Genomic DNA, 25,337 nt, shown 5'->3' with positions numbered 1-25,337 from the left:
TTCTAAACGGTATTCAGCGCTTTCTGATCAATCCGTAGATCACCAGAAGGACGACGGCACCGACCAGTGCCCCCAAGAAACCTGCCGCCTGCCCGGCCTGATAAATGCCCAGCGCCTGGCCGCCGTAGGTGGCGAGCAAGGAGCCTGCGATACCCAGCAGGATGGTCATGATCCAGCCCATGCTGTCGTCCCCTGGCTTGATGAAACGCGCCAGCAGCCCGACGATAAGGCCTATGAAGATGGTCCCGATGATGCCCATGGCAATCCCTCTGCAGTGAAAATGGAACAAGCCAAAGCCTAGACAGCGCTTTGACTTGTTGCCATTTCAGAGGGCAGGTAGCACGCAGAAGTTCGATCAGCCGGCGATCAAAGCCTCTACCTCGGCGATCTTGCGCTCGAGGGTAGCCATGTCATGGCAGCGCAGGGTGGCATGGCCAACCTTGCGCCCGACCTTGAAGGCCTTGCCGTAGTGGTGCAGGTGGCAGTCGCCGATGGCAACCACCTTGTCCACCGCCGGCACTTCGCCGATGAAGTTGAGCATGGCGCTCTCACCGACCTTGGCGGTTGAACCCAACGGCAGGCCGGCCACGGCACGCAGGTGGTTCTCGAACTGGCTGCACTCGGCGCCTTCGATGGTCCAGTGCCCGGAGTTGTGCACACGCGGGGCGATTTCGTTGGCCTTCAGGCCACCGTCGACTTCGAAGAACTCGAAGGCCATCACGCCCACGTAGTCCAGCTGCTGCAGCACGCGGCCGACGTAGTCTTCGGCCAGGGCCTGCAGCGGGTGCGCTGCGCTGGCCACCGACAGGCGCAGGATGCCGCTGTCGTGGGTGTTGTGCACCAACGGATAGAAGCGGGTTTCACCGTCGCGGCCACGCACGGCCACCAGCGAGACTTCGCCGGTGAACGGCACGAAGCCTTCCAGCAGGCAAGGCACGCTGCCCAGCTCGGCGAAGGTATCGACCACGTCTTCAGCGCTGCGCAAGACCTTCTGGCCCTTGCCGTCGTAGCCCAGGGTGCGGGTCTTGAGCACGGCCGGCAGGCCGATGCTGGCGACTGCCGCGTCCAGGTCGGCCTGGGAGAGAATGTCGGCGAAGGCCGGGGTGGGGATGCCCAGGTCACGGAACATGCTCTTCTCGAACAGCCGGTCACGGGCAATGCGCAGTGCCTCGGCACTGGGGTAGACCGGGACGAACTGCGAGAGAAACGCTACGGTTTCGGCCGGAACGCTTTCGAACTCGAAGGTCACCAGGTCGACTTCGTCGGCCAGCTGGCGCAGATGGTCCTGGTCACCGTAGTCGGCGCGCAGGTGCTCGCCCAGCGGCGCGGCGCAAGCATCGGGTGCCGGGTCGAGGAAAGCGAAGTTCATGCCCAGCGGAGTACCCGCCAGAGCCAGCATGCGGCCGAGCTGGCCACCACCGATTACACCGATCTTCATGGGGTCAGCCTCAAGCCTGGCGCGGGTCTGGATTGTCCAGCACGGTGTCGGTCTGTTCCGTGCGGAACTGCTTGAGCGCCGCGTGGTACTGGGGGTACTTGGCGCCCAGGATGCTCGCCGACAGCAGTGCCGCGTTGATCGCGCCAGCCCGGCCGATGGCCAGGGTCGCGACCGGTACGCCGGCAGGCATCTGCACGATCGACAGCAGCGAATCGACGCCCGACAGCATCGACGACTGTACCGGCACGCCCAGCACCGGCAGGTGGGTCTTGGCGGCGCACATGCCTGGCAGGTGGGCTGCGCCACCGGCACCGGCGATGATCACCTCGATGCCACGGCCTTCGGCCTCTTCGGCATACTGGAACAGCAGATCCGGAGTACGGTGAGCAGAAACCACCTTAACTTCGTAGGGAATGCCGAGTTTTTCCAGCATATCGGCGGTGTGGCTAAGGGTGGACCAATCGGACTTGGAGCCCATGATCACGCCAACCAGTGCACTCATCGTCGAGCCTCTTCGCTTGTGCGCCCTTGGGCGCGTCAAAAAACAACAAGCCACGCGGGACGACCGGCGTGGCTTGTTTGCTGATCAGGACCGGAGCTATCCGGTCGAAAGGCCGCGCAGTATACCGTAACCCAGGGCGATGCTGGCACCCCCGGCGACCAACTGTCGGCCCTATTTTTCGGGGCTTTGGCTGACTTTTGGGTCAACCGCCGCTGCACCTTCGAGCTTGCGCCACAGCAAGCGCACGTTGGCCTTGCGCACCAGGGCGCAGCGGTACAAGCGGATTTCCAGGGGGACATGCCATTGGCTGCCGCCACAGATCGCCAGCTCGCCGCGTTCAAGTTCGCCGCGCATCGACAGGCGTGGCACCCAGGCGATGCCCATGCCTTCCAGCGCCATGCTCTTGAGGCTGTCGGCCATGGCGGTTTCATAAACGGTGGTGTAGCGCAGGTTGCGCTGGCGCAGCAGCAGGTTGACCGAACGGCCGAGGAAGGCGCCGGCGGTATAGGCCAGCAGCGGCACACTGCCCTCGCCTTCCAGGTCGAACAATGGCTGCCCGTCGGCATCGACGGCACACACCGGCAACATTTCGGTGTTGCCCATGTGCAGCGAGGGGAAGATTTCGGCGTCCATCTGCAGCGCGGCGTCGGGGTCATAGAAGGCCAGCATCAGGTCGCAACCACCTTCACGCAGGGCATGCACCGCATCCCCTACGTTAGTCGCAACCAGGCGGGTGGCGATGTTCAAGCCATCGTTGCGCAACTGGGCAACCCACCGCGGGAAAAACCCCGAGGCCAGTGAGTGTGCTGCTGCCACCTGGACCACCTCGCCCTGGCCACCTTCAAGGTGATGCAAATGGCGCAGAATTTCGCCCAACTGGTCGACAACGGTACGCGCCGTGACCAAAAAAAGCTGCCCGGCCTCGGTCAGTTCAATCGGCGTGCGGGAACGGTTCACCAGCTGCAGGCCCAAGGCTGCTTCCAGGCTGCGAATACGCCGACTGAAGGCCGGTTGAGTGACGAAACGCCGTTCTGCCGCCTGCGAAAAACTGCGGGTGGCGGCCAGGGCGCTGAAGTCTTCCAGCCATTTGCTTTCCAGGTTCACGAAGCACATCTCCCGGCATGCACCAAAATGGAACACGCTCGAATGTCAATTGGCGTCACATGAAACACTATGCCGTTTGTGCATAGGTTAGCGTGCAACAGCATTGGCCGCAAAATCCTCTTCAGGCCTAGGATTGGCGCCATTCCGGCATGTGCCGGGTCAAATTCGAGATGATATACATCATGTCTTCCGCTGCATCGTTCCGCGTCGAAAAAGATCTGCTGGGTACCCTTGAAGTTCCTGCTGATGCCTACTACGGCATCCAGACCCTGCGCGCTGCCAACAACTTCCACCTCTCCGGTGTTCCGCTGTCGCACTACCCGAAACTGGTAGTGGGCCTGGCGATGGTCAAGCAGGCTGCTGCTGACGCCAACCGAGAGCTGGGGCACCTGAGCGATGCCAAGCACGCCGCCATCAGCGCCGCTTGCGGACGACTGATCAAGGGCGACTACCACGAGCAGTTCGTGGTGGACATGATTCAAGGCGGTGCTGGTACCTCTACCAACATGAACGCCAACGAAGTCATCGCCAACATCGCGCTGGAGGCCATGGGCCACCAGAAGGGTGAGTACCAGTACCTGCACCCGAACAACGACGTGAACATGGCGCAGTCGACCAACGACGCCTACCCGACCGCTATCCGTCTGGGTCTGCTGTTGGGTCATGACGCCCTGCTCGCCAGCCTCGACAGCCTGATCCAGGCCTTCGCTGCCAAGGGCAAGGAATTCGACCACGTACTGAAGATGGGCCGTACCCAGCTGCAGGACGCCGTGCCGATGACCCTGGGCCAGGAATTCCGCGCCTTCGCCACCACCATGACCGAAGACCTCAACCGTCTGCGTTCGCTGGCGCCAGAGCTGCTGACCGAAATCAACCTGGGTGGTACTGCCATCGGTACCGGCATCAACGCCGACCCTGGTTACCAGATGCTGGCCGTTCAGCGCCTGGCGACCATCAGCGGCCAGCCGCTGGTACCCGCTGCCGACCTGATCGAAGCCACCTCCGACATGGGCGCCTTCGTGCTGTTCTCCGGCATGCTCAAGCGTACCGCGGTCAAGCTGTCGAAGATCTGCAACGACCTGCGCCTGCTGTCCAGCGGCCCGCGTACCGGCATCAACGAGATCAACCTGCCAGCGCGTCAGCCAGGCAGCTCGATCATGCCAGGCAAGGTCAACCCGGTTATCCCGGAAGCCGTCAACCAGGTGGCCTTCGCCATCATGGGCAACGACCTGGCCCTGACCGTCGCCGCCGAAGGTGGCCAGCTGCAGCTGAACGTGATGGAGCCGCTGATCGCCTACAAAATCTTCGACTCGATCCGCCTGCTCCAGCGCGCCATGGACATGCTGCGCGAGCACTGCATCGTCGGCATCACTGCCAACGAACAGCGCTGCCGTGAACTGGTCGAGCACTCGATCGGCCTGGTCACCGCCCTGAACCCTTACATCGGCTACGAAAACGCCACCCGTATCGCCCGCGTTGCCCTGGAAACAGGCCGCGGTGTGCTGGAACTGGTGCGCGAAGAGAAGCTGCTGGACGAAGAGATGCTCAACGACATCCTGCGTCCGGAAAACATGATCGCACCGCGTCTGGTTCCGCTGAAGGCGTAACCGACCGCTTCACCTGTCTCACCAGGTCGAGGGACTAGACACCTCTCAACCTTTCAAAGGCCCGAGCGCATGCTTCGGGCCTTTTTTTTGCCTGCGCGTTTCGAGCCGCCGTGCAACCCGCGCATCCCGGCACACAACTTGCTCCATAATGCATCCCACCCAACGGGATACCGAGCATGCTGCACAGCCACCTGACCACCCTCAACGCAGTTTCGCTGATCCTCAACGTCTTCCAGGCAGAGGGTTGCGAGGCGGCGGCCTTGCTGGCCGGCAGTGGCATCGGCCCGGCGGACCTGGGGCATGCCGACGCGCGCATCACCACCCAGCAGGAGCTGCAGGTGTGTGCCAATGCCGTTGCTCGGCGTGAAGACATCGGCCTGGAGCTGGGCCAGCGCATGCATGTGTCCTGCTATGGCATGCTCGGTTACGCCCTGCTCTCCAGTGCCACTTTGGGTGACGCCCTGCGCCTGGCACTTCGCTTTCCGGCACTGCTGGGAACAGTCTTCGAGCTACGCCTGATCGACGATGGCCAGCGCGTCTGGCTCAGCGCCAGCGACTACCGTGACAGCCCCGCGCTGACCGCCTTCAACGCCGAGTTCTGCCTGGTCTCGCTGAAAGTGATCTGCGACGACCTGCTTGGCCGCCCACTGCCGCTGCTCGGCACCCGTTTCGAACATGCCCGGCCGGGCTACCACAGCCTTTATACTCGTGCCTTCCAATGCCCGATCGGCTTCGCTGCCGAGGACAACGCCTTTGCCTTCGAACGGCGTTGGCTGGACATGCCGCTACCGCTGGCCGACCCCATTACCCACAAGGCCATGGGCGAGCGCTGCCGGCGCCTGAACCTGGAGTTCACAGGGCGCCAGGCCTGGCTCGGGCGGATCCGCCAGCTGCTGGCTCAACAACTGGACGCCGCCCCCGGGCTTGAGGGCCTGGCGCGGCAGATGAACTGCTCATCGCGGACCTTGCGCCGGCACCTGCAGGCACTTGGCAGCAGTTATCAACAGCTGCTCGATGAACTGCGCTTCGAGCGGGCCAAGCAGTTGCTGGCCGATGAGCACATGCCGATCTACCGCATTGCCGAAACCTTGGGGTTCAGCGAAACCGCCAGCTTCCGCCATGCCTTCCAACGCTGGAGCGGTGTGGCGCCTAGCCATTTTCGCGGGTAAGCCCGCGAAAGTGGCCAGCGAGCTTGGCCACATCGATCCCCTTTTGGCCGTTTGCGTCGTTCTCCCTGGCAGGGCCTGCACTGAAAATGGGCCCACGCCAGTTCAACCGGAGAACAACAATGCTGACGATCTATTCCGATGACCACCGCCTGCACCACGGCCGCTGCGAGCTGATCGACGGCAAGCTGATGCCCTGCTTCGAAATGCCTTCGCGCGCCGACCATGTGCTCGATCAAGTGAACAAACGCCAGCTCGGCGACGTTCAGGGCCCGACTGACTTCGGCCGCGCACCGCTGCTGCGAATCCACAGCGCCGACTACCTGGACTTCTTCGAGGGCGCCTGGGCGCGCTGGGCCGCACTGGGCCACGACGGCGACCTGCTGCCCTTCACCTGGCCAGCCCGCACCCTGCGCCAGGTGAAACCCACCGGCCTGCATGGTGAACTCGGCTACTACAGCTTCGACGCAGGCGCACCGATCACCGCCGGTACCTGGCAGGCTGCCTACAGCGCCGCCCAGGTCGCACTCACCGCCCAGGCGGCGATCCAGCAAGGCGCCTATTCGGCGTTCGCTCTGTGCCGCCCACCAGGGCATCATGCCGCCGCCGAAGTCATGGGCGGCTACTGCTACCTCAACAATGCCGCCATCGCCGCCCAGGCCTTCCTTGACCAGGGCCGCCGCAAAGTCGCCATCCTCGACGTCGACTACCACCACGGCAACGGCACCCAGGACATCTTCTACGCCCGCAACGATGTGTTGTTTGCCTCGATTCATGGCGACCCGCAAGCCGAGTTCCCGTTCTTCCTCGGTTACGCCGACGAAACCGGCGAAGGGGCCGGCGAAGGCTGCAACATCAACTACCCTTTGCCGGCCGGCAGTGACTGGGCAGCCTGGAGCGCCGCACTGGAGGACGCCTGCCAGCGCATCGCCGACTACGACGCCGATGTGCTGGTGATATCGCTGGGCGTGGACACCTTCAAGGACGACCCTATCTCGCAGTTCAAGCTGGACAGCCCGGACTACCTGGCGATGGGCAAGCGCATCGCCCAGCTCGGCAAGCCGACCCTGTTCGTGATGGAAGGTGGCTACGCTGTGGAAGAAATCGGTATCAACGCGGTCAATGTGCTGGAAGGCTTCCAGTACGCCCAGCCAGGAGCCCGGTAATGGCCCGACTCAAGCGTCTGCTCGCCCCGTTAATCGCTGCCACCCTGTGCACCGGTGCCCTGCAGGCCCAGGCCGAGCAGCGTACCTTGCGCGTCTACAACTGGTTCGACTACATCACCCCGCAGACCTTGGTCGACTTCCAGAAAGACAGCGGGGTGAAGCTGATCTACGACATTTTCGACACCAACGAGGCGCTGGAAGCCAAACTGCTTACCGGTAACTCCGGCTATGACGTGGTGGTGCCGTCCAACGTGTTCTTGGCCAAGCAGATCGAAGCCGGTGTGTTCCAACCGCTGGACCGCAGCAAGCTGCCGAACTGGCATCACCTGGACCCGGCCCTGATGAAGCTGATCGAAGCCAACGACCCCGGCAACAAGTTTGCCGTGCCCTACATGTACGGCACCGTGCTGATCGGCTTCAACCCGGCGAAGGTCAAGGCGGCGCTCGGTGAAAACGCACCCGTGGACAGCTGGGACCTGATCTTCAAGGAAGAGAACATCGCCAAGCTCAAGCAGTGTGGCGTTGCCCTGCTCGATTCGCCTTCCGAGATTCTGCCGCTGGCCCTGAAGTACCTGGGGCTGGACCCCAACAGCGCCAAGCCCGACGACTACAAGAAGGCCGAGGCGCTGTTGCTTAAGATTCGCCCGCACATCACCTACTTCCACTCTTCCAAATACATGGCCGACATCGCCAATGGCGATATCTGCGTGGCGGTGGGCTACAGCGGCAGCTTCTCGCAAGCCGCCAATCGGGCTCACGATGCGAAGAACGGCGTGGTGGTCGACATGCGCCTGCCCAAGGAAGGTGCGCCGATCTGGTTCGACATGCTGGCGATTCCGAAAAACGCCGCCAACCCGCAAGAGGCTCACACGTTCATCAACTACCTGCTGCGCCCCGAGGTGATAGCGCCGATCAGCGACTTTGTCGGGTATCCGAACCCGAACAAGGACGCGACCGACAAGGTCAGCCCAGCGATTCGCAATAACTCCAACCTGTACCCGACGGCAGAGGCGATGGCCAAGCTGTATACCCTCAAGCCACTGCCACGTGATGCCGAACGGGCACGCACCAGAGCCTGGACCCGCATCAAGTCCGGCACCTGAGCCGTGGCGGGGTCGCTAGGCGGCCCCGCTCACTTTTTCCAGGCCCGACGCAAGCGCATCAGCGCATTGGCAATGTCGGCCTCTGGCACTGCGGCAAACCCCAGTACCAACCCTGCGCGGTTATCCACAGGCACCTGGCTGTCCTCCAGCCAATAGCTACTCAGCGGATTCACCTCAACCCCTACCGCTTCTGCCGTGGCGACCAGCTCTTGCTCGCGCGCAAAGTTATCCACATCCACCTTCACATGCAGCCCCGCCGCGACTTCCGGCATACCGCCCAACCCAGGCACATCCAGCGGCCAGCCTGCCTTGAGTACATTGCGCCGACTCAACGCCGCCCGGCGCATACGCCGGATGTGGCGCTGGAAATGCCCATGGGCCATGAACTCGGCCATCACGCACTGGCTGCCCACCTCCGAATGCCGCATGGCCAGCGCCCGCCCCTGGCTGAACGCCTGTACCAGGCGCGCAGGCAACACCAGGTAGCCCAGACGCAACGCGGGAAAGGCAATTTTGCCGAACGTGCCGACGTACAGCACCCGCCCCTGCCGGTCCAGCGCCGCCAGCGGTGCCAATGGCGCGCCGCTGAAGCGGTACTCGCCGTCGTAATCGTCTTCGATGATCCAGCCATCGTTGCGCTCGGCCCAGGCCAGCAATGCCAGCCGTCGCGCCAGGCTCATGGTCACCCCGGTGGGGTACTGATGCGCCGGCGTGACGTACGCCAGGCGGCAGTTCGCCAGTTGCACGAGGCGCTCACAGTCCATCCCCTCTTCATCCACCGGTACGCCCACCACCTTGCCCCCAGCCACGGCAAAGGTATGCCCGGCGGCCCGATAGCCAGGGTTTTCCACAGCCACCCCCTCGCCAGGCTGCAACAGCAACTGTGCACAAAGGCTGATGGCCTGCTGTGCACCACTGGTGATCACAATTTGTTCAGCCGTGCACGAAAGGCCCCGTGAACGCCGCAGATAGGCCGCGATCAGCTCGCGAAGCTGCAGCTCACCCGCCGGGTCACCGTAACCCAGCTGCGCAGGGTCCGGGTTACGCCAGAAGGCCGCTTGCAGCTTGGCCCACACGTCAAACGGGAACAGATCGAAGGCAGGGATGCCGACCCTGAACGCACGTGGGGCGCCACTTCTAGGAACGGGCAAGTGGTTACTTTTCAGACGCTCAAGCGGCTCGCTGGAGCGCTCACAGCTGGATAAATCCTCAGCCTTTTCTGAAGAAAATGTGGATAAACCTGTTGATAACCCCAGGGATAACCCTGTGGACAGTTGTGTGGATAGTTTTTCGAGCTGAGTCACATAGGTGCCGTCGCCCACCCGGCTTTCGATATACCCCTCGGCATACAACTGGTCATAGGCACGCACCACGCTGTTGCGCGACAGCGCCAGTATCGCCGCCAGGTCACGGCTGGCCGGCAATCGCGTGCCGCTGCTCAAGCGCCCATCCAGCACCCGCGCACGCAAAGCCTGGTAGAGCTGCTGGCTTAGCCCGCGGCGGCGGTCGAGCACGATGCCAGCTGGGTCGAAAGGCAATATGAGGGGGCGCTTGTTCACCGTATTGGACCTATCAAATCAGTCATAAATGGATCTTACACAGAACCAATAGCCTGCCTAGGATGGAGCCATTCGACAAGGAACCCGCCATGTACAACAGCAAGCTCCACCAGGAACATGACCTAGCACGCCTGCACCGGCACATGGCCGATACGCGCCTCGCCGTCCTCATCAGCCATGGTGAACACGGCTTGCTGGCGACCCACCTGCCCGTCCTGGTCGACACCCAGCAAGGCGAGTTTGGCACGGTCTACGCGCACCTGGCCCGGGCCAACGCCCAGTGGCAAGACCTGCAGCAAGGCGCTGAAGCGCTGCTGGTGTTTCCGGGGGCCGACGCGTACGTCAGCCCGAGCTACTACCCCAGCAAGGCCGACAACCCCAAGGTGGTCCCCACCTGGAACTACCTGGCGGTGCACGCCTATGGCCAAGCGGAAGTCATCCACGAGGCCGAGCCCCTGCTGCAGATCGTCAGCCGCCTGACCGAGCGCCATGAGCACGGCCGCAGCGCACCCTGGAAAGTGTCCGACGCCCCCAGCGACTACCTTGAAGGCATGCTCCGCGCCATTGTCGGCATTCGCTTGCCGATCACGCGCCTGCAAGGGGCCCGCAAGCTCAGCCAGAACCGTTCGGCCGAGGACATTGCCGGGGTGCGTCAAAGCCTCGGCGACAGTGCCGACTACCAGGACAACCAACTTGCAGCGCACATGCGCCAACTCTGAAGGAAAAGCCCATGCCCAGCGTCACTCTGCGCCCTGTCAGCGCCAACGACCATCCCGCCTGGCTTGCCCTGTGGCAGGCTTACTTGCGCTTCTATGAGACCGAATTGCCCGAAGCGGTCAGCACCAGCACCTGGCAGCGCCTGCTGGACAGCCACGAGCCGACCCACTCTGCCCTGGCCTGGGTCGATGGCAAGGCAGTGGGGATGGTCAACTGGATCTACCATCGTTCCAACTGGAGCATCGAGAACTCGTGCTATCTGCAGGACCTCTATGTGGATGGCACGCAACGCGGCCTGGGCATAGGTCGCCAGCTGATCGAGCATGTCTACGCCACCGCCAAGGCTGCCGGCTGTGCCAAGGTGCACTGGCTGACCCACGAAACCAACGCCACCGCCATCAGCCTGTACCAGCAGGTTGCCGAGCGGCCGGGCTTCATTCAATTCCGCAAAGGGTTGTAGGCACGACATGACCGACGCACTGAACTGGAAACCCGCCAAGGCACCCACGGCAGACACCATCGAGGGCCGCTTCATCCGCTTGGAAAAACTCGACCCGGTACGTCACGGCGACGACCTGTGGGACGTCTTGCAAGGCCCTCAAGCCGACTCGACCCTGTGGGACTACCTGCCCTATGGCCCATTCCCCGAACGCGGCGCCTTCGACCGTTGGCTGCAAGGCCATGCCGCCAGCCTTGATCCGTTGTTCTACACCGTTATCGACCGCCCTACCGGCCAGGCCCAGGGCATTCTCAGCCTGATGTCGATTGTGCCCGACCATGGCCGCATCGAGATCGGCCACATCGCCTTCGGCGCCGCCATGCAGCGCACGCCAAAGGGGACCGAAGCGGTGTACCTGCTGGGCAAGCTGGGTTTCGAGCTCGGCAACCGCAGGCTCGAGTGGAAGTGCAACAACGCCAATGCCCGCTCCAAGCGCGCGGCGCAGCGGTTCGGCTTTGTCTATGAGGGCGTGTTCCGCAAGCACCTGGTGGTCAAGGACCACAACCGGGATACCGCGTGGTACTCGATCACCGATGACGAGTGGCCAACGGTAGCGGCGGGGTTCGAGCGCTGGTTGAGTGCCGACAACCAACGCCCTGAAGGGCAAGCCAAAACGCTGGAAGCCTGCCGCAACGCGTGATCAGGCCAGCTTGGCCCTGAGTTCTGCAATGTGCTCCGGGCCGATACCACAGCAACCGCCGAGCAGGCTGGCACCGCGTTGGCGCCAGCTGCTGGCCCAGCTCAGATAACCCGGCGGGTCGAGGTCTTCGCGCAGCTCATCCAGGCCATCGTTGGCGGTGGCGTCCTTGGGTTGCGGGGGGAAGGCATTGGCGTAAGCACCAATGGCGATGTCCACACCCAGGCGCTCGAAGGCCTCGCGCGCAACATCCAGCGCAGCACCGATCACTTCGGGCTGGCTGCAGTTGAACAACAACGCGCCGACGCCCAGCTCGGCAATCGCTTCGGCTGCCGCAGCAACGGTCTGCCCGGAGCGCAGACGCGGCACGTCCACGACGCCTTCATCCTCAAGGGTGAACGACACCCAGAACGGCCTGCCGTCCTGCGGCAGGTGCGAGCTGATGGCCCGCACTTCTTCAATCGAGCTCTGGGTTTCGGCCAACCACAGGTCCACATAAGGTGCCAGCCCTGCCAGCAGCGGTGTCAGTACTTCGCTGACCCGCTCCGGCTGATACAGGTCCGGGCGGTAAGAGCCGAACAGCGGCGGCACCGACCCGGCAACACGAACAGGTACGGCAGCTGCATCAGCTGCGGCACGGGCCAGTTGCCCTGCCGTTGCGGCCAATGCGCGCCCTTCCTGGGCGAAGCGCGCTTCACCAATATGGAACGGCACAACCGCATAGCTGTTGCTGGTGATGACCTGCGCCCCGGCCTCGATATACGCCGCATGCACGGCTACCACCGCTTCAGGTGCTTCGCTCAAGGCCAACGCTGACCATTCGGGTTGCCGGAACGGCGCACCACGACGCTGCAGCTCTCGCCCCATACCGCCATCCAGAATTACCAGCGATCGTTCGCCCATATGCCTATCACTTATATGTTTATAAATAAAATTCATTAGTGTGTAACTTGTTATAACTATTAAATACCCGACACGGATTGTCCAACAACTTTTTCAGGTACCTCCATGCGCTTGCTTCCCTTGCTCGGCACCGGCCTCATCGCCCTGTGTGCCACCACTCAGGCCTTCGCAGGTGCCACGCTGGACCGAGTGCAAGCGCGCAAGGAAATGGTCAACGTGCTGATGGAAAGCTATCCGCCGTTCTCGTTTCTGAACGATCAGAACCAGCTGGATGGTTTCGACGTGGATGTAGCCAAGGCCGTCGCCGACAAGCTGGGCGTCAAGCTGCGCCTGGAAACACCCTCCTGGGATGTGATTGCTGCAGGGCGCTGGAGCGGCCGTTATGACCTTTGTGTGTGCTCCATGACCCCAAGCAAGGCGCGCGCCGAGGTGTTTGATTTCCCGGTGGAGTACTACGCCTCGCCTGCGGTGATCGTGGTCAACGCCAAGGACGAACGCATCCATTCGGCCAAAGACCTGGACGGCCTGAAGGTCGGCCTGACCAGCGCCTCGAGCTACGAGAGCTACTTGAACAAGAACCTGGTCATCGAGGGTGATGAGGACAAGAAGATCGACTATCCCTTCGAGAGGGTGCAGATCGCCCCTTATGACACTGACAACGTCGCCTTCCAGGACCTGGGCCTGGGCGCAGGTGTGCGCCTGGATGCCATCCTGACCAACCTGGTCACCGCCCAGCCGCGCCTGGATCAGGACAAGCGCTTCAAATTGGCCGGTGCGCCGCTGTACGAAGAACCCAATTCGGTGGCGATTGAAAAAGGCGACCCCGAGTGGGATGGCAAGCTGCGTCAGGTATTCGCCGAGCTGAAGGCCGATGGCACCTTGGCCAAGCTGTCACAGAAATGGATCGGCGCCGATATCAGTAAATGAGTGCTCAACAACCTGCCCCGCGCCCCGCCGTCAAAACGTCGGGCACACAACTGTTCGGCTTTCGCACACGCCTGTACCTGACCTGGGTCGGGCTGTTTGTGCTGTTTGCGGCGTTCTTCCTCAGCTTTGACTTGAAGTTTTCGATCATTGTCGAAAAATTCCCGTATCTGGCGGGGTTCAAGCTGGGGCCGAATGGCTTTTTGCAAGGCGCGGCACTGACCCTGTTCCTGTGCCAGTGCTCGATAGTGGTTTCCGTGGCACTGGGCTTCGCCGCCGCGCTGGCACGGCTGTCGAGCAGCGCGGTACTGTTGGGCATCGCCAGCTTCTACACGTCGTTCTTCCGTGGCACGCCACTGCTGATCCAGATCCTGCTGATCTACCTGGGCCTGCCGCAGCTGGGCGTGGTCCCTGGGGCCATCAGCGCCGGCATCATCGCCCTGTCGCTGAACTATGGCGCCTACCTCAGCGAAATTTTCCGCGCCGGCATCCTCGGTGTGGCGCCTGGGCAACGTCAGGCGGCAATGGCCCTGGGCCTTGGCCCAGCGCAGATCTTCTGGCACGTCACCCTGCCCCAGGCCATGCGCACCATCATCCCGCCGAGCGCGAACCAGTTCATTTCGATGCTCAAGGACTCATCGCTGATTTCGGTGATGGGCGTGTGGGAAGTGATGTTCCTGGCCCAGTCCTACGGCCGCTCCAGCTACCGCTACCTGGAGATGCTGACGACCGCAGCGGTAATCTACTGGGTGCTGTCGATTCTGCTGGAGCTGGTGCAGGCCAAGCTGGAAAGGCACTTTGGCAAGGGCTATCAACACTGAGGGTCAGGTGATCTGACGCTGGCGCCTGACCACACCTATCTGCAAGCCGAACGGGCGAAGTACCGCATTCATTGATTTGAGGGTTGGGTTCCCCTCGCCCCGTTCGATTTGAATCAGCGTACGCAATGACACCTTGCACATGCGAGCAAACTGAGACTGCTGCAGGTTCGCCACCGTTACGCGCAAATGGCGTACTGCACTCAGAGCTCCGGCTGCGCGTAATGCATAAAAAAAGGGGAGCATCCGCTCCCCAGAGGTAAACCGCTTGTTAAACGAAGGTTTCCATCAACCTTCGATCTCGATCAGGATCTCACCCGGCGTCACGCGGTCGCCCTTGGCCACGTGTATGGCCACGACCTTGCCGGCGATGGCCGCCTGCACTTCGGTCTCCATCTTCATGGCTTCGGTGATCAGCACGGCCTGGCCGGCCTTGACCATGTCGCCTTCCTTGACCAGTACATCGACGATGTTGCCTGGCATGGTGGTGCTGACGTGGCCTGGGTCGGTGGCTTGCTTGCGCTTGCTGCCGCCACCGCCGACGAACTCGTTGAGCGGCTCGAACACCACTTCTTCCGGCATGCCGTCGATCGACAGGTAGAAGTGACGCTTGCCCTCTGCCTTGACGCCCACACCGGTGATGTCGACGCGATAGGTTTCGCCGTGCACGTCGATGACGAACTCGGTCGGTACGCCTTCGCCGCCGGGTGCGGCGATGGCCCCGGCTTCAGGGATCGGCAAGAGGGCTTCCGGGGTCAGGGTGCCGGCTTCGCGTTCCTCAAGGAACTTGCGCCCGATGTCCGGGAACATGGCGAAGGTCAGCACGTCTTCTTCGCAGCGGGCCAAGGCGCCGATGTCGCCACGCAGCTTGGTCATTTCCGGCTTGAGCAGGTCGGCCGGGCGCACGTCGATTACTTCTTCGCTGCCGATCGCCTGGCGGCGCAGTTGTTCGTTGACCACGCCCGGGGCCTTGCCGTAACCGCCTTGTAGGTACAGCTTGACCTCGTTGGTGATGGTTTTGTAGCGCTCGCCGGCCAACACGTTGAAGAACGCCTGGGTGCCGACGATCTGCGAAGTCGGGGTCACCAGCGGTGGGAAGCCGAGGTCTTCACGCACGCGCGGGATTTCCGCCAGCACTTCGTTCATGCGGTTGAGGGCGCCCTGCTCCTTGAGCTGGTTGGCCAGGTTGGAAATCATGCCGCCCGGTACCTGGTTGACCTGTACTCGGGTATCCACCGCGGTGAATTCGCTTTCGAACTGGTGGTACTTCTTGCGCACGGCGTAGAAGTACAGGCCGATTTCCTGCAGCAGTTCCAGGTCCAGGCCGGTGTCGAACTCGCTGCCCTTGAGCGCGGCGACCATCGACTCGGTGCCCGGGTGGCTGGTGCCCCAGGCGAAGCTGGAGATTGCCGTATCGATATGATCGGCGCCGTTTTCCACGGCCTTGAGCTGGCACATGGCAGCCAGGCCAGCGGTGTCGTGGGAGTGGATGAACACCGGCAGCGACTGCTCGGCTTTCAGCGCCTTGACCAGCTCGCCCGTGGCATACGGGGTCAGCAGGCCGGCCATGTCCTTGATCGCCACCGAGTCGCAACCCATGGCTTCCATCTGCTTGGCCTGGCTAACGAAGGCTTCGATGGTGTGCACCGGGCTGGTGGTGTAGGCGATGGTGCCCTGGGCGTGCTTGCCGGCGGCCTTGACCGCTTCGATGGCCACACGCAGGTTACGCACATCGTTCATCGCGTCGAAAACACGGAAAACGTCGATGCCGTTGACCGCAGCCTTGGCGACAAAGGCCTTGACCACGTCATCGCTGTAGTGGCGGTAGCCCAGCAGGTTCTGGCCGCGCAACAGCATTTGCAGGCGGGTGTTGGGCAATGCGGCGCGCAGTTTGCGCAGGCGCTCCCACGGGTCTTCCTTGAGGAAGCGCACGCAGGCATCGAAGGTCGCGCCACCCCAGACTTCCAGCGACCAGTAGCCGACCTTGTCGAGCTTGTCGCAGATCGGCAGCATGTCTTCGGTACGCATGCGGGTGGCCAGCAGGGACTGGTGGGCGTCGCGCAGGATCGTGTCGGTTACGTGAATTTTCTTGGACATTGTTATCTCCTCATAGCGGCAAGCTTCAAGCTACAAGCGCCAAGAAAAGCTGGTCTGCTTTTACTTGTAGCTTGCCGCTTACAGCTTGCAGCTGAATTCATAGGCCTGCGTGGGCGGCGATGGCGGCGGCGATGGCCAGGGCCAGCTCTTCGGGTTTGCGCTTGATCGAGTAGTTGGTCAGTTCAGGGTGGCTTTCGACGAAGCTGGTGTTGAACTGGCCGCTACGGAATTCCGGGTTGCGCAGTATTTCCTGGTAATACGCAGCGGTGGTCTTCACCCCCTGCACGCGCATGTCGTCCAGGGCCCGCAGGCCGCGGTCCATGGCTTCTTCCCAGGTCAACGCCCAGACCACCAGCTTCAGGCACATGGAGTCGTAGAAGGGCGGAATGGTATAGCCGGTGTAGATCGCCGTGTCGGTACGCACGCCTGGGCCGCCGGGTGCGTAATAGCGGGTGATCTTGCCGAAGCTGGGCAGGAAGTTGTTCTTCGGGTCTTCGGCATTGATACGGAACTGCAGCGCGTAGCCGCGGTGCTGGATGTCTTCCTGCTTGACCGACAGCGGCAGGCCCGAAGCGATGCGGATCTGCTCGCGAACGATGTCCAGGCCGGTGATTTCTTCGGTGATGGTGTGCTCCACCTGCACCCGGGTGTTCATCTCCATGAAGTACACCTCGCCATCGGCGAGCAAGAACTCCACGGTACCGGCGTTTTCGTAATTCACGGCCTTGGCTGCACGCACCGCGAGGTCGCCGATGTAGGCGCGCTGCTCGGGGGTCAGCTGAGGGCTCGGGGCAATCTCGATGAGCTTCTGGTTGCGGCGCTGGATCGAGCAATCGCGCTCGAACAGGTGCACCACGTTGCCGAAGCTGTCACCCAGGATCTGCGCCTCGATGTGCTTGGGGTTGACGATGCACTTTTCCAGAAACACTTCCGCAGAGCCAAAAGCCTTGGTGGCCTCGGAGATGACGCGGGGGAAGTTCTGTTCCAGTTCTTCACGGCTGTTGCAGCGGCGAATGCCGCGGCCGCCACCGCCGGAGGTGGCCTTGAGCATCACCGGATAACCGATGCGGTCACCTTCGCTCAGGGCTTCATGAATATCGGCAACGTTGCCTTCGGTGCCCGGTGTCACCGGTACGCCGGCCTTGATCATGGTGCGGCGCGCTTCGGTCTTGTCGCCCATGCGGCGAATGACTTCGGCAGCCGGGCCGATGAACTTGATCCCGCGCTCGGCGCAGATCTCTGCCAGTTCAGCATTTTCCGACAAGAAACCGTAACCTGGGTGCAGCGCATCACAACCGGTTTCGACAGCGAGGTTCACCAGCTTGCGCGGGTTCAGGTAACCGGCCAGTGGCTCGGCACCGATGCTGTGGGCCTCGTCAGCGCGCTTTACGTGCAGCGCATGACGGTCGGCGTCGGAATAGATCGCTACCGAGCGTATGCCCATCTCGGCGCAGGCACGCACGATCCGAACTGCGATTTCACCTCGGTTGGCGATCAGGATTTTTCTTATCACTGGAGTCTTCCCAAAGCCGTAGGAACAGTCGAGCCGGTTCTACCGGTCGGCGCGTGACCAGACGTTGCTGGCCAGTCGCACATTCACCCTAGCGCTGTAGGTCGATAAACAAAAATCAATATTTGTTAGGGGCAGTATTAGCAAAAGCTTATAGTGCCGTAACAAGGTTTTGCCGGAGCCGCGATAAAGATGCGTAAGTCCTTGATGCGTATGACTTTACGTCAATTGCAGATCTTCAATGAGGTGTGCGATTTACGCTCGTACAGCCGTGCGGCCGAGGAAATGGCGCTCACGCAACCCGCCGTAAGTCTACAGATTCGCCAGCTCGAAGAGCTTATCGGTCAGCCGCTGTTCGAGTACGTCGGCAAGAAGCTTTACCTGACCGAGGCAGCCGAAGCCCTGCAGCGTGCCAGCCGGGATATCTTTGGCCGCCTGGAAAGCCTCGACATGCAGCTCTCGGACATGCAGGGCTCACTGCAAGGGCAGTTGAAACTGGCGATCGAGTCCAGTGCAAAGTACTTCGTGCCACACCTGTTCGCCGCCTTCAAGCAGCGCCACCCGGAGGTCAACCTGACGCTCACCGTGGTCAACCGCGCCCAGGCGATCCGACGCCTTTCGGACAACCGTGACGACTTGATCATCATGTCGATGGTGCCGCAGGACATGGGGCTGGAATTCCTGCCATTTCTGAACAACCCGATCGTCGCCGTGGCCCCGCCGGATCATCCGCTGTGCAAGCTCGACCACCTGCGCCTGCAAGACCTTGAGCCTCATACGCTGCTGGTCCGCGAACAAGGTTCGGGTACGCGCAAGGCTTGTGAGGAGTACTTCAAGGACAAGCGCGTGCACTTCACCCAGACCCTCGAAGTGGCATCGGCAGATGCCCAGCGCGAATGCGTGATCGCCGGCTTGGGCATTGCCCTGCTCACCCGCCATGCCTTGAACATGGAGCTGGCCGCGGGCGTGCTCAAAGAGTTGCCGGTGGAGGAACTGCCGCTGTACCGCAGTTGGTGCGTGGTACAGGCCAAGGCCAAGCGGCAGTCGCCGGTGGCCCTGGCATTCTTGGCGTTCATCCGCAGCGAACGCGTGCTGATCAGCGCGATTGTTGAGCGTTTTTCGGGGAAGATGCTGCCGAAGTCTGCCACACCGTGAGCGCTTGCAGCTCAGGGTAGTCAACCAAGTCACGGAGCAATTGACGCTGGTCGCAGTAGCTTTCGATAGCGCGGCGATACTCCATCCGGCGCTGATCCTTTTCCTGCTGCTTGCGAGCCTTGGCGTTAGGTTGGTACGTACCGTCGAAGTCACGAGCCATTGCCTGTCTCCCAGTTAGGATGCGGGAGTTTCAGACTGGCTTCGGGGGTTTACGGTTTTGCGCCAGGGCGGTTACAAAATCGTGAATTTTGCTTGCCTGCGCAGGCGATGAGGCCCGCGCAGGCGCCGCAAGTCAGTCGTCGGTGGCTTTGATCGACTTGGGCGATAGGCGCAGGCTGCGCAAGCTGCGCTTCACGCTCTTGAGGTGGTTGACCAGGCTCGGCCCACGCGCCATGGCAACACCCATGGCCAGCACATCGATCACCACCAGGTGGGCGATACGCGAGGTCAGCGGCGTATAGATTTCGGTGTCTTCATGCACATCGATGGCCAGGTTGACGGTCGAAAGCTCTGCCAGGGGGGTGGCGCTCGGGCACAGGGTAATCAGGTTGGCGCCACTCTCACGCACCAGGTTGGCGGTAATCAGCAGGTCTTTGGAACGGCCCGACTGGGAGATGCACACCGCCACGTCGCCCGGCTTCAAGGTGACCGCCGACATGGCCTGCATGTGCGGGTCGGAATAGGCCGCCGCGCTGAGCAGCAGGCGGAAGAACTTGTGCTGGGCATCGGCAGCCACCGCGCCCGATGCGCCAAAGCCATAAAACTCTACCCGCTGCGCCTGGGCCATGGCGCTCACGGCCTGCTGCAGCGCTTGTGGGTCGAGGTGTTCGCGCACCTCCATCAGCGTGTGCAAGGTAGTGTCGAAGATCTTCAGGCTGTAATCGGCTACCGAGTCGTCTTCATGGATCGCGAACTGCCCAAAGCTGGCCCCGGCGGCCAGGCTTTGCGCGAGTTTCAGCTTGAGGTCCTGAAAGCCTGAACAGCCAATCGCCCGGCAGAAACGTACGATGGTCGGTTCACTGATACCCACGTTGTGCGCCAGGTCGGCCATCGAGCTGTGCATGACGGCAGCCGGGTCTAGCAGCACGTGGTCGGCTACTTTCAGTTCCGATTTGCGCAGCAGGTGGCGCGATTGGGCGATATGTTGCAACAGATTCACGGGCTGGACTCGGTTATGATCGGCTGGCCGGGATGTAGCTTTCTTGTAGTTATACTACATGGGCGCCAACCCGCCCAGTTAAACGAACGTGGAGAGTGGTGGTTTGACTATTCCTTGCGACATTCTGGTCTTCGGTGGCACCGGCGATCTGGCCTTGCACAAATTGCTCCCGGCGCTCTATCACCTGTTTCGCGAGGCTCGTCTGAACAACGCGGTGCGGATCATCGCCCTGGCGCGGCGCAACCTGCCACGTAACGACTACCTGAAGCTCGCCGAGCGCCACTGCCGGGCGCAGATCGCGCGCAACGACTTCGACGAAGAGGTCTGGCAACGGTTCTCCGCCCGGCTCGACTACTTCCCCATGGACGCCTCGCAGAGTGCCGATTTCGGCCGGCTGGCCCGCTACCTCGGCGAGCCCGGCGGGCTGACCCGCATCTTCTACCTGGCCACCGCCCCGAACCTGTTCGTGCCCATCGCCAACCACCTGCGCATCGCTGGCCTGGCCGACCCCGAAGCCCGTATCGTGCTGGAAAAGCCGATCGGCCATTCCCTGGCGTCCGCCACAGCCATCAACGAGGCGATCGGAGCGGTGTTCGAAGAAGCCCAGGTGTTCCGTATCGACCACTACCTGGGCAAGGAGACGGTGCAGAACCTGATGGCCCTGCGCTTCGCCAACGCCCTGCTGGAGCCGGTATGGCGCAACAGCCAGGTCGAGCACGTACAGATCAGCGTCTGCGAAACCCTGGGTGTTGAGAACCGCGGCGGCTACTACGACCGCGCCGGCGCGACCCGCGACATGCTGCAGAACCACCTGCTGCAGTTGCTGTGCCTGGTGGCCATGGAGCCGCCGGCGCAGTTCGAGGCCGAGGCCGTGCGCGACGAGAAAGTGAAGATTCTGCGTGCGCTCAAGCCGATCTGCGGCCAGGACGTGCAGGACAAGACCGTGCGCGGGCAGTACGGTGCCGGGCACATCGGCGGCCAGGAAGTGCCCGCTTACTATTTCGAGAAGGACGTGGACAACGACAGCGACACCGAAACCTTCGTGGCCGTGCACGCTCACGTCGATAACTGGCGCTGGGCCGGGGTGCCGTTCTACCTGCGCACCGGCAAGCGCATGGCGCGCCGCTCGTCGCAGATCGTCATTCAGTTCAAGCCCGTGCCGCATGAGCTGTTCAACGGCGGCCAGGTCAACCAGCTGCTGATTCAGCTACAGCCGCAAGAGCGCATCAGCCTGCGCATGATGACCAAGAGCCCAGGCAAGGGCATGCGCCTGGAGCCGGTCGACCTGGACCTGAACCTGGCCCAGGTATTCGGCCAGACCCGCCGCTGGGAAGCCTATGAGCGCCTGCTGCTGGACGTGCTGGAAGGTGATTCGACACTATTCATGCGCCGCGATGAAGTCGAAGCGGCCTGGGCCTGGATAGACCCGATCATCAAAGGCTGGGAAGAGCACTTTCAGGCCCCGCGCCATTACGCCGCCGGTAGTAACGGGCCGGAGCAGGCCAACAGCCTGCTGGCCAGGCACGGCAGCCATTGGCATGGCTGAAAGCCTGCCCGATCCCATTACCCCTTTGGAGCAGAGACAGTAGCGCTGCGCCTGCTGGCGCACACCTCAAACTGCAAAGGGATCCATCATGAGCAAAATCGAAAACCTCTATGCGTACAACAGCGAAGTACCAGGCGAACCGGTCTGCTTCGAAGTTCAGGGAACGGTGACCGTTGCTCACCCAGGCATCGAACCCGTTCTGGTGGCGCCCAAGATTCGCCACAAAGGTGGCTGGGAAGTGCTTCAGCTGAAACTGGAGGACAAGGGGGGCATCAACCTGCAGGTCCTGACCCAGAAGCCGGTATTCTTCAGGCGCGAAGGCGGGACTTCGTGGAAGCGGCTGGAGATCATTCACGCCGAAGGTTCGCAAATGGTCGAGATCGGCCACCGGGTAGCAATCAACTGAGTCTGGCAGGGTGCTGTAGGCCAATCCGGATGAGCGACAGCACGTAAAGGTGGAAATTCATACAGTAGGCGTTTGCCCCGTAACCAGCCTGCCCCTAGAATGGCCGGATGCGCACAGACGACCTCTCCCTCCTGCTGAACTCCCTCAATGACGCCCAACGCCAGGCCGTAGCCGCCTCGCTCGGGCGTCAACTGGTGCTTGCCGGCGCCGGTTCCGGTAAAACCCGCGTGCTGGTGCACCGCATCGCCTGGCTGATCCAGGTCGAGCAGGCCTCGCCGCATTCGATCTTGTCGGTGACCTTCACCAACAAGGCTGCGGCAGAAATGCGCCAGCGCATCGAGCAGTTGCTGGGGATAAACCCGGCCGGCATGTGGGTGGGCACGTTCCACGGCCTGGCCCATCGTTTGCTGCGGGCTCACTGGCAGGAAGCCCGGCTGGTGCAGAACTTCCAGATTCTCGACAGCGACGACCAACAGCGCCTGGTCAAGCGGGTGATGCGCGAGCTCGGCCTGGATGAACAAAAGTGGCCGGCACGCCAGGCTCAATGGTTCATCAACGGCCAGAAAGACGAAGGCTTGCGCCCTCAGCATATCCAGGCCGGCGGTGACCTGTTCCTCTCGACCATGCGCGATGTCTATACCGCCTACGAACAGGCCTGCGAACGCGCCGGAGTCATCGACTTCTCCGAACTGCTGCTGCGCGCCCTCGACCTGTGGCGCGATCACCCCGGGCTGCTGGAGCACTATCAGCGCCGCTTCAGCCATGTGCTGGTGGACGAGTTCCAGGACACCAACGCCGTGCAGTACGCCTGGTTGCGCCTGCTCGCGCGCGGCGGCCAGAGCCTGATGGCGGTGGGCGACGATGACCAGTCGATCTATGGCTGGCGCGGCGCCAAGATCGAGAACATCCACCAGTACACAGCCGACTTCCCAGACGCCGAAATGATCCGCCTGGAGCAGAACTACCGCTCCACCGGCGGCATCCTCAAGGCGGCCAACGCCCTGATCGCCAACAACAGCGGGCGCCTGGGCAAAGAACTGTGGACCGACATGGGCGAAGGCGAGCCGCTGACCCTGTATGCGGCCTACAACGAACACGATGAAGCGCGCTACGTGGTAGAAACCATCGAGGGCCTGGTCAAGCAAGGCAATGCGCGCAACGAAATCGCCATTCTGTACCGTTCCAACGCCCAGTCGCGGGTGCTGGAAGAAGCCCTGTTGCGTGAACGCATCCCCTACCGCATCTATGGCGGCCAGCGCTTCTTCGAACGTGCCGAAATCAAGAACGCCATGGCCTACCTGCGCCTGCTCGAAGGCCGTGGCAACGATGCAGCGCTGGAGCGGGTAATCAACGTGCCGCCGCGCGGTATCGGCGAAAAAACCGTCGAAGCCATTCGCGATCACGCCCGCCACAGCCAGCTGTCGATGTGGGAAGCCATGTGCCAGCTGCTCGCCGCCAAGGCCCTGAAGGGCCGTGCTGCCAGTGCGTTGGGTGCCTTCATCGAACTGATCGAGGGGTTGGCCGCCAAGGTCGTGGACATGCCGCTGCATACCATGACCCAGACCACCATCGAACAGTCCGGCCTGATCATCTATCACCAGGAAGAAAAGGGTGAAAAGGGCCAGGCACGGGTGGAAAACCTTGAGGAACTGGTCAGCGCAGCACGCAACTTCGAGGCCGGCGACGAAGACGCCGACCTCTCGCCGCTCTCGGCCTTCCTCGGCCACGCCTCGCTCGAAGCGGGCGACGCCCAGGCCGATGAACATGAAGACAGCATCCAGCTGATGACCTTGCACAGTGCCAAAGGCCTGGAATTCCCCTATGTGTTCCTGGTGGGCATGGAAGAAGGGCTGTTCCCGCACAAGATGAGCCTGGAAGAGCCTGGCCGCCTGGAAGAGGAACGCCGCCTGGCCTATGTGGGCATTACCCGCGCCATGCGCCAGCTGGTCATGACCTATGCCGAAACACGTCGCCTGTATGGCAGCGAGACCTACAATAAAGTGTCGCGTTTCGTACGCGAGATTCCGCCAGGTCTGGTTCAGGAAGTGCGCCTGTCCAACAGTGTCAGCCGCCCATTCGGCGGCGCGAAGGTCGCCACCAGCAACCTGTTCGCCAATGCCAATATTCCGCAGACCGCCTTCAACCTCGGCCAGCGCGTGCAACATGCGGTGTTTGGCGAGGGGGTGATCCTCAACTTCGAGGGCTCTGGCGCCCAGGCGCGGGTACAGGTGAACTTTGCCGAAGGCAGCAAGTGGCTGATGCTGGGTTATGCCAAGCTCGAGGCCATCTGAGGCTGTACGCGGGCAGCCCCGCGTACAGGCGGTTACAGGCACGCTTGTAACATTCAGGCAAAAGCTCGAAACATTATGTCGCTGGTCATGTGCCCGGGAACCTGTGCACCATGACGCGCGTGCAATCCACAACAGGGGATATCCCACTTATGCAACGTTTTCTTAGCATCGCTCTGGCGCTCTGCGTCGGCTTGACGCTGAGCCTGGACGCCAGCGCCAAGCGTTTCGGCGGCGGCAAGAGCTCGGGCTCCGCGCCTATTCACCAGACCCGCCAGGCCACGCCAACCACGCCTGCCGCCGCGCCGACCGCACCTGGCCGTGCGCCGGCCGCCGCCAGCGGTGCTTCGCGCTGGCTGGGCCCGCTGGCCGGCCTCGCCGCCGGTGGCCTGCTGGCCTCCATGTTCATGGGGGACGGCTTCCAAGGCATGCAGATCATGGACTTCCTGATCATGGGCCTGATCGCGTTCCTGGTGTTCCGCTTCATTGCCGCGCGTCGCCGCCAGCAGCAGCCGCAAATGGCCGCACCTGCTGCCGCAGCCGCTCCGGTGATCAAAGCGCCGGCCTGGTTCAACGAGCAGAGCTTCCTGGCCGCCGCGCAAAGCCACTTCCAGTCGCTGCAGCAGCACTGGGATGCCAACGAGATGGACAAGATCGCCGAGTTCGTCACGCCGCAGATGCTCGAGTTCCTCAAGCGCGAGCGCGCCGAGTTGGGTGATGGCTTCCAGGCTACCTACATCGACAACCTCGAAGTACAGCTGGATGGTGTCGATGATCGCGCCGACCGTACCGACGCCACCCTGACCTTCCGTGGCGTGTCGAAGACCTCGCGCTTCGACCAGGGCGAAGTGTTCAGCGAAAGCTGGCACATGGTTCGCGCCCAGGGCGAGAACCAGCCTTGGCTGGTCGCCGGTATCCGTCAAAACGGTTAACCGACACGCGTTGTACAAAAACCCCGGGCTCTGTCCCGGGGTTTTTGCTTTTGCCACAGCGGCCTACTAGGGTATAACGCGCAGCGTTGTCATCAAGGTCA

25 protein-coding genes are annotated in these 25,337 nt (G+C 62.4%); 14 read left to right on the top strand and 11 right to left on the bottom strand.

Annotated features, from left to right (window positions below):
• Positions 1–13: 13 nt before the first annotated feature.
• From DJ563_RS21305 to DJ563_RS21290, 4 genes are all read right to left on the bottom strand, one after another.
• Positions 14–259: a GlsB/YeaQ/YmgE family stress response membrane protein gene (locus DJ563_RS21305; protein WP_033702379.1), complete on the bottom strand. Its 246-nt coding sequence runs from the start codon at positions 257–259 to the stop codon at positions 14–16.
• Positions 260–355: 96 nt separating this feature from the next.
• Complete coding sequence (locus DJ563_RS21300; protein ID WP_274097908.1) at positions 356–1,438, bottom strand: 5-(carboxyamino)imidazole ribonucleotide synthase; 1,083 nt, start codon at positions 1,436–1,438, stop codon at positions 356–358.
• Positions 1,439–1,448: 10 nt separating this feature from the next.
• Entirely contained in the window at positions 1,449–1,940 is a 492-nt protein-coding gene (gene purE / locus DJ563_RS21295) for a 5-(carboxyamino)imidazole ribonucleotide mutase (RefSeq protein WP_016489856.1), read from the bottom strand.
• Positions 1,941–2,111: 171 nt separating this feature from the next.
• On the bottom strand, positions 2,112–3,044 hold the full coding sequence (locus DJ563_RS21290) for a LysR substrate-binding domain-containing protein (protein ID WP_274097907.1): 933 nt from the start codon (positions 3,042–3,044) through the stop codon (positions 2,112–2,114).
• A 182-nt stretch (positions 3,045–3,226) separates the two neighbouring features.
• Between DJ563_RS21290 and aspA the strand changes: the two genes are divergently transcribed.
• The 4 genes from aspA to DJ563_RS21270 all read left to right on the top strand — a co-directional run bounded on the left by aspA (position 3,227) and on the right by DJ563_RS21270 (position 8,086).
• Positions 3,227–4,651: an aspartate ammonia-lyase gene (gene aspA / locus DJ563_RS21285; RefSeq protein WP_033702596.1), complete on the top strand. Its 1,425-nt coding sequence runs from the start codon at positions 3,227–3,229 to the stop codon at positions 4,649–4,651.
• A gap of 176 nt (positions 4,652–4,827) precedes the next feature.
• Positions 4,828–5,820 carry an AraC family transcriptional regulator gene (locus DJ563_RS21280; RefSeq protein WP_033702385.1) on the top strand — a complete coding sequence of 331 codons (993 nt, stop codon included), beginning with the start codon at positions 4,828–4,830 and terminating at the stop codon, positions 5,818–5,820.
• A gap of 119 nt (positions 5,821–5,939) precedes the next feature.
• Positions 5,940–6,983 carry a histone deacetylase family protein gene (locus DJ563_RS21275; protein ID WP_434518301.1) on the top strand — a complete coding sequence of 348 codons (1,044 nt, stop codon included), beginning with the start codon at positions 5,940–5,942 and terminating at the stop codon, positions 6,981–6,983.
• Positions 6,983–8,086 (top strand): polyamine ABC transporter substrate-binding protein, encoded by a 1,104-nt coding sequence (locus tag DJ563_RS21270; protein ID WP_434518300.1) that lies wholly within the window; start codon positions 6,983–6,985, stop codon positions 8,084–8,086. Before DJ563_RS21275 ends, DJ563_RS21270 begins: the two co-directional genes overlap by 1 nt.
• Before the next feature lie 29 nt (positions 8,087–8,115).
• Here the strand turns inward: DJ563_RS21270 and DJ563_RS21265 are convergent, their stop codons facing one another.
• Positions 8,116–9,645 carry a PLP-dependent aminotransferase family protein gene (locus DJ563_RS21265; protein WP_434518299.1) on the bottom strand — a complete coding sequence of 510 codons (1,530 nt, stop codon included), beginning with the start codon at positions 9,643–9,645 and terminating at the stop codon, positions 8,116–8,118.
• Between the two features lie 89 nt (positions 9,646–9,734).
• Here DJ563_RS21265 and DJ563_RS21260 point away from each other — a divergent pair, with 89 nt between their 5' ends.
• From DJ563_RS21260 to DJ563_RS21250, 3 genes are read left to right on the top strand one after another with little or no spacing between them, the layout of a single operon-like run.
• On the top strand, positions 9,735–10,364 hold the full coding sequence (locus DJ563_RS21260; RefSeq protein ID WP_434518298.1) for an FMN-binding negative transcriptional regulator: 630 nt from the start codon (positions 9,735–9,737) through the stop codon (positions 10,362–10,364).
• Between the two features lie 11 nt (positions 10,365–10,375).
• Positions 10,376–10,822, top strand: a complete 447-nt coding sequence (locus DJ563_RS21255) for a GNAT family N-acetyltransferase (RefSeq protein WP_047582522.1) — start codon at positions 10,376–10,378, stop codon at positions 10,820–10,822.
• A 7-nt stretch (positions 10,823–10,829) separates the two neighbouring features.
• Positions 10,830–11,501: a GNAT family N-acetyltransferase gene (locus DJ563_RS21250; protein WP_434518297.1), complete on the top strand. Its 672-nt coding sequence runs from the start codon at positions 10,830–10,832 to the stop codon at positions 11,499–11,501.
• Here the strand turns inward: DJ563_RS21250 and DJ563_RS21245 are convergent, their stop codons facing one another.
• Positions 11,502–12,401, bottom strand: coding sequence for a homocysteine S-methyltransferase family protein (locus DJ563_RS21245; protein WP_274097901.1), 900 nt, complete (start codon positions 12,399–12,401; stop codon positions 11,502–11,504). It lies immediately after the preceding gene.
• 105 nt (positions 12,402–12,506) lie between these two features.
• Between DJ563_RS21245 and DJ563_RS21240 the strand changes: the two genes are divergently transcribed.
• Both DJ563_RS21240 and DJ563_RS21235 read left to right on the top strand, forming a co-directional pair.
• Positions 12,507–13,328, top strand: a complete 822-nt coding sequence (locus DJ563_RS21240; RefSeq protein WP_434518296.1) for an ABC transporter substrate-binding protein — start codon at positions 12,507–12,509, stop codon at positions 13,326–13,328.
• Positions 13,325–14,146, top strand: a complete 822-nt coding sequence (locus DJ563_RS21235) for an amino acid ABC transporter permease (RefSeq protein WP_434518295.1) — start codon at positions 13,325–13,327, stop codon at positions 14,144–14,146. The genes DJ563_RS21240 and DJ563_RS21235 overlap by 4 nt, the downstream gene beginning before the upstream one ends.
• A 3-nt stretch (positions 14,147–14,149) precedes the next feature.
• Here DJ563_RS21235 and DJ563_RS21230 read toward each other — a convergent pair whose 3' ends face one another.
• From DJ563_RS21230 to DJ563_RS21220, 3 genes are all read right to left on the bottom strand, one after another.
• On the bottom strand, positions 14,150–14,389 hold the full coding sequence (locus DJ563_RS21230) for a helix-turn-helix transcriptional regulator (RefSeq protein WP_274097898.1): 240 nt from the start codon (positions 14,387–14,389) through the stop codon (positions 14,150–14,152).
• Positions 14,390–14,431: 42 nt separating this feature from the next.
• Positions 14,432–16,240 (bottom strand): sodium-extruding oxaloacetate decarboxylase subunit alpha, encoded by a 1,809-nt coding sequence (oadA, locus tag DJ563_RS21225; protein ID WP_274097897.1) that lies wholly within the window; start codon positions 16,238–16,240, stop codon positions 14,432–14,434.
• Positions 16,241–16,337: 97 nt separating this feature from the next.
• Positions 16,338–17,753, bottom strand: coding sequence for an acetyl-CoA carboxylase biotin carboxylase subunit (locus tag DJ563_RS21220; protein WP_434518294.1), 1,416 nt, complete (start codon positions 17,751–17,753; stop codon positions 16,338–16,340).
• A 189-nt stretch (positions 17,754–17,942) separates the two neighbouring features.
• Between DJ563_RS21220 and DJ563_RS21215 the strand changes: the two genes are divergently transcribed.
• The gene (locus DJ563_RS21215; protein ID WP_033702403.1) at positions 17,943–18,905 is read left to right on the top strand and encodes a LysR family transcriptional regulator; all 963 of its coding nucleotides are present in this window, start codon (positions 17,943–17,945) and stop codon (positions 18,903–18,905) included.
• Here DJ563_RS21215 and DJ563_RS21210 read toward each other — a convergent pair.
• Positions 18,847–19,065 carry a PA3496 family putative envelope integrity protein gene (locus DJ563_RS21210; RefSeq protein ID WP_077068708.1) on the bottom strand — a complete coding sequence of 73 codons (219 nt, stop codon included), beginning with the start codon at positions 19,063–19,065 and terminating at the stop codon, positions 18,847–18,849. The two genes, DJ563_RS21215 and DJ563_RS21210, sit on opposite strands and share 59 nt — an antisense overlap.
• Before the next feature lie 132 nt (positions 19,066–19,197).
• Positions 19,198–20,064, bottom strand: a complete 867-nt coding sequence (gene hexR / locus DJ563_RS21205) for a transcriptional regulator HexR (protein ID WP_027592102.1) — start codon at positions 20,062–20,064, stop codon at positions 19,198–19,200.
• A 103-nt stretch (positions 20,065–20,167) separates the two neighbouring features.
• On the opposite strand from hexR, the gene zwf reads away from it, so the two are divergent.
• From zwf to DJ563_RS21185, 4 genes are all read left to right on the top strand, one after another.
• The gene (gene zwf / locus DJ563_RS21200; protein ID WP_434518293.1) at positions 20,168–21,610 is read left to right on the top strand and encodes a glucose-6-phosphate dehydrogenase; all 1,443 of its coding nucleotides are present in this window, start codon (positions 20,168–20,170) and stop codon (positions 21,608–21,610) included.
• An 88-nt stretch (positions 21,611–21,698) separates the two neighbouring features.
• Positions 21,699–22,016 (top strand): hypothetical protein, encoded by a 318-nt coding sequence (locus tag DJ563_RS21195; RefSeq protein ID WP_274097894.1) that lies wholly within the window; start codon positions 21,699–21,701, stop codon positions 22,014–22,016.
• A 107-nt stretch (positions 22,017–22,123) separates the two neighbouring features.
• On the top strand, positions 22,124–24,307 hold the full coding sequence (uvrD, locus tag DJ563_RS21190) for a DNA helicase II (RefSeq protein WP_434518292.1): 2,184 nt from the start codon (positions 22,124–22,126) through the stop codon (positions 24,305–24,307).
• Positions 24,308–24,456: 149 nt separating this feature from the next.
• Positions 24,457–25,236 (top strand): Tim44 domain-containing protein, encoded by a 780-nt coding sequence (locus tag DJ563_RS21185; protein ID WP_434518291.1) that lies wholly within the window; start codon positions 24,457–24,459, stop codon positions 25,234–25,236.
• The last annotated feature ends 101 nt before the right edge of the window (positions 25,237–25,337 follow it).

This window comes from Pseudomonas sp. NFX1 (genome assembly GCF_051123555.1).
Lineage (GTDB): Bacteria > Pseudomonadota > Gammaproteobacteria > Pseudomonadales > Pseudomonadaceae > Aquipseudomonas > Aquipseudomonas capeferrum.
Note: the sequence above shows the minus strand (reverse complement) of the source record. Positions and strands in the feature narration are given on the sequence as shown.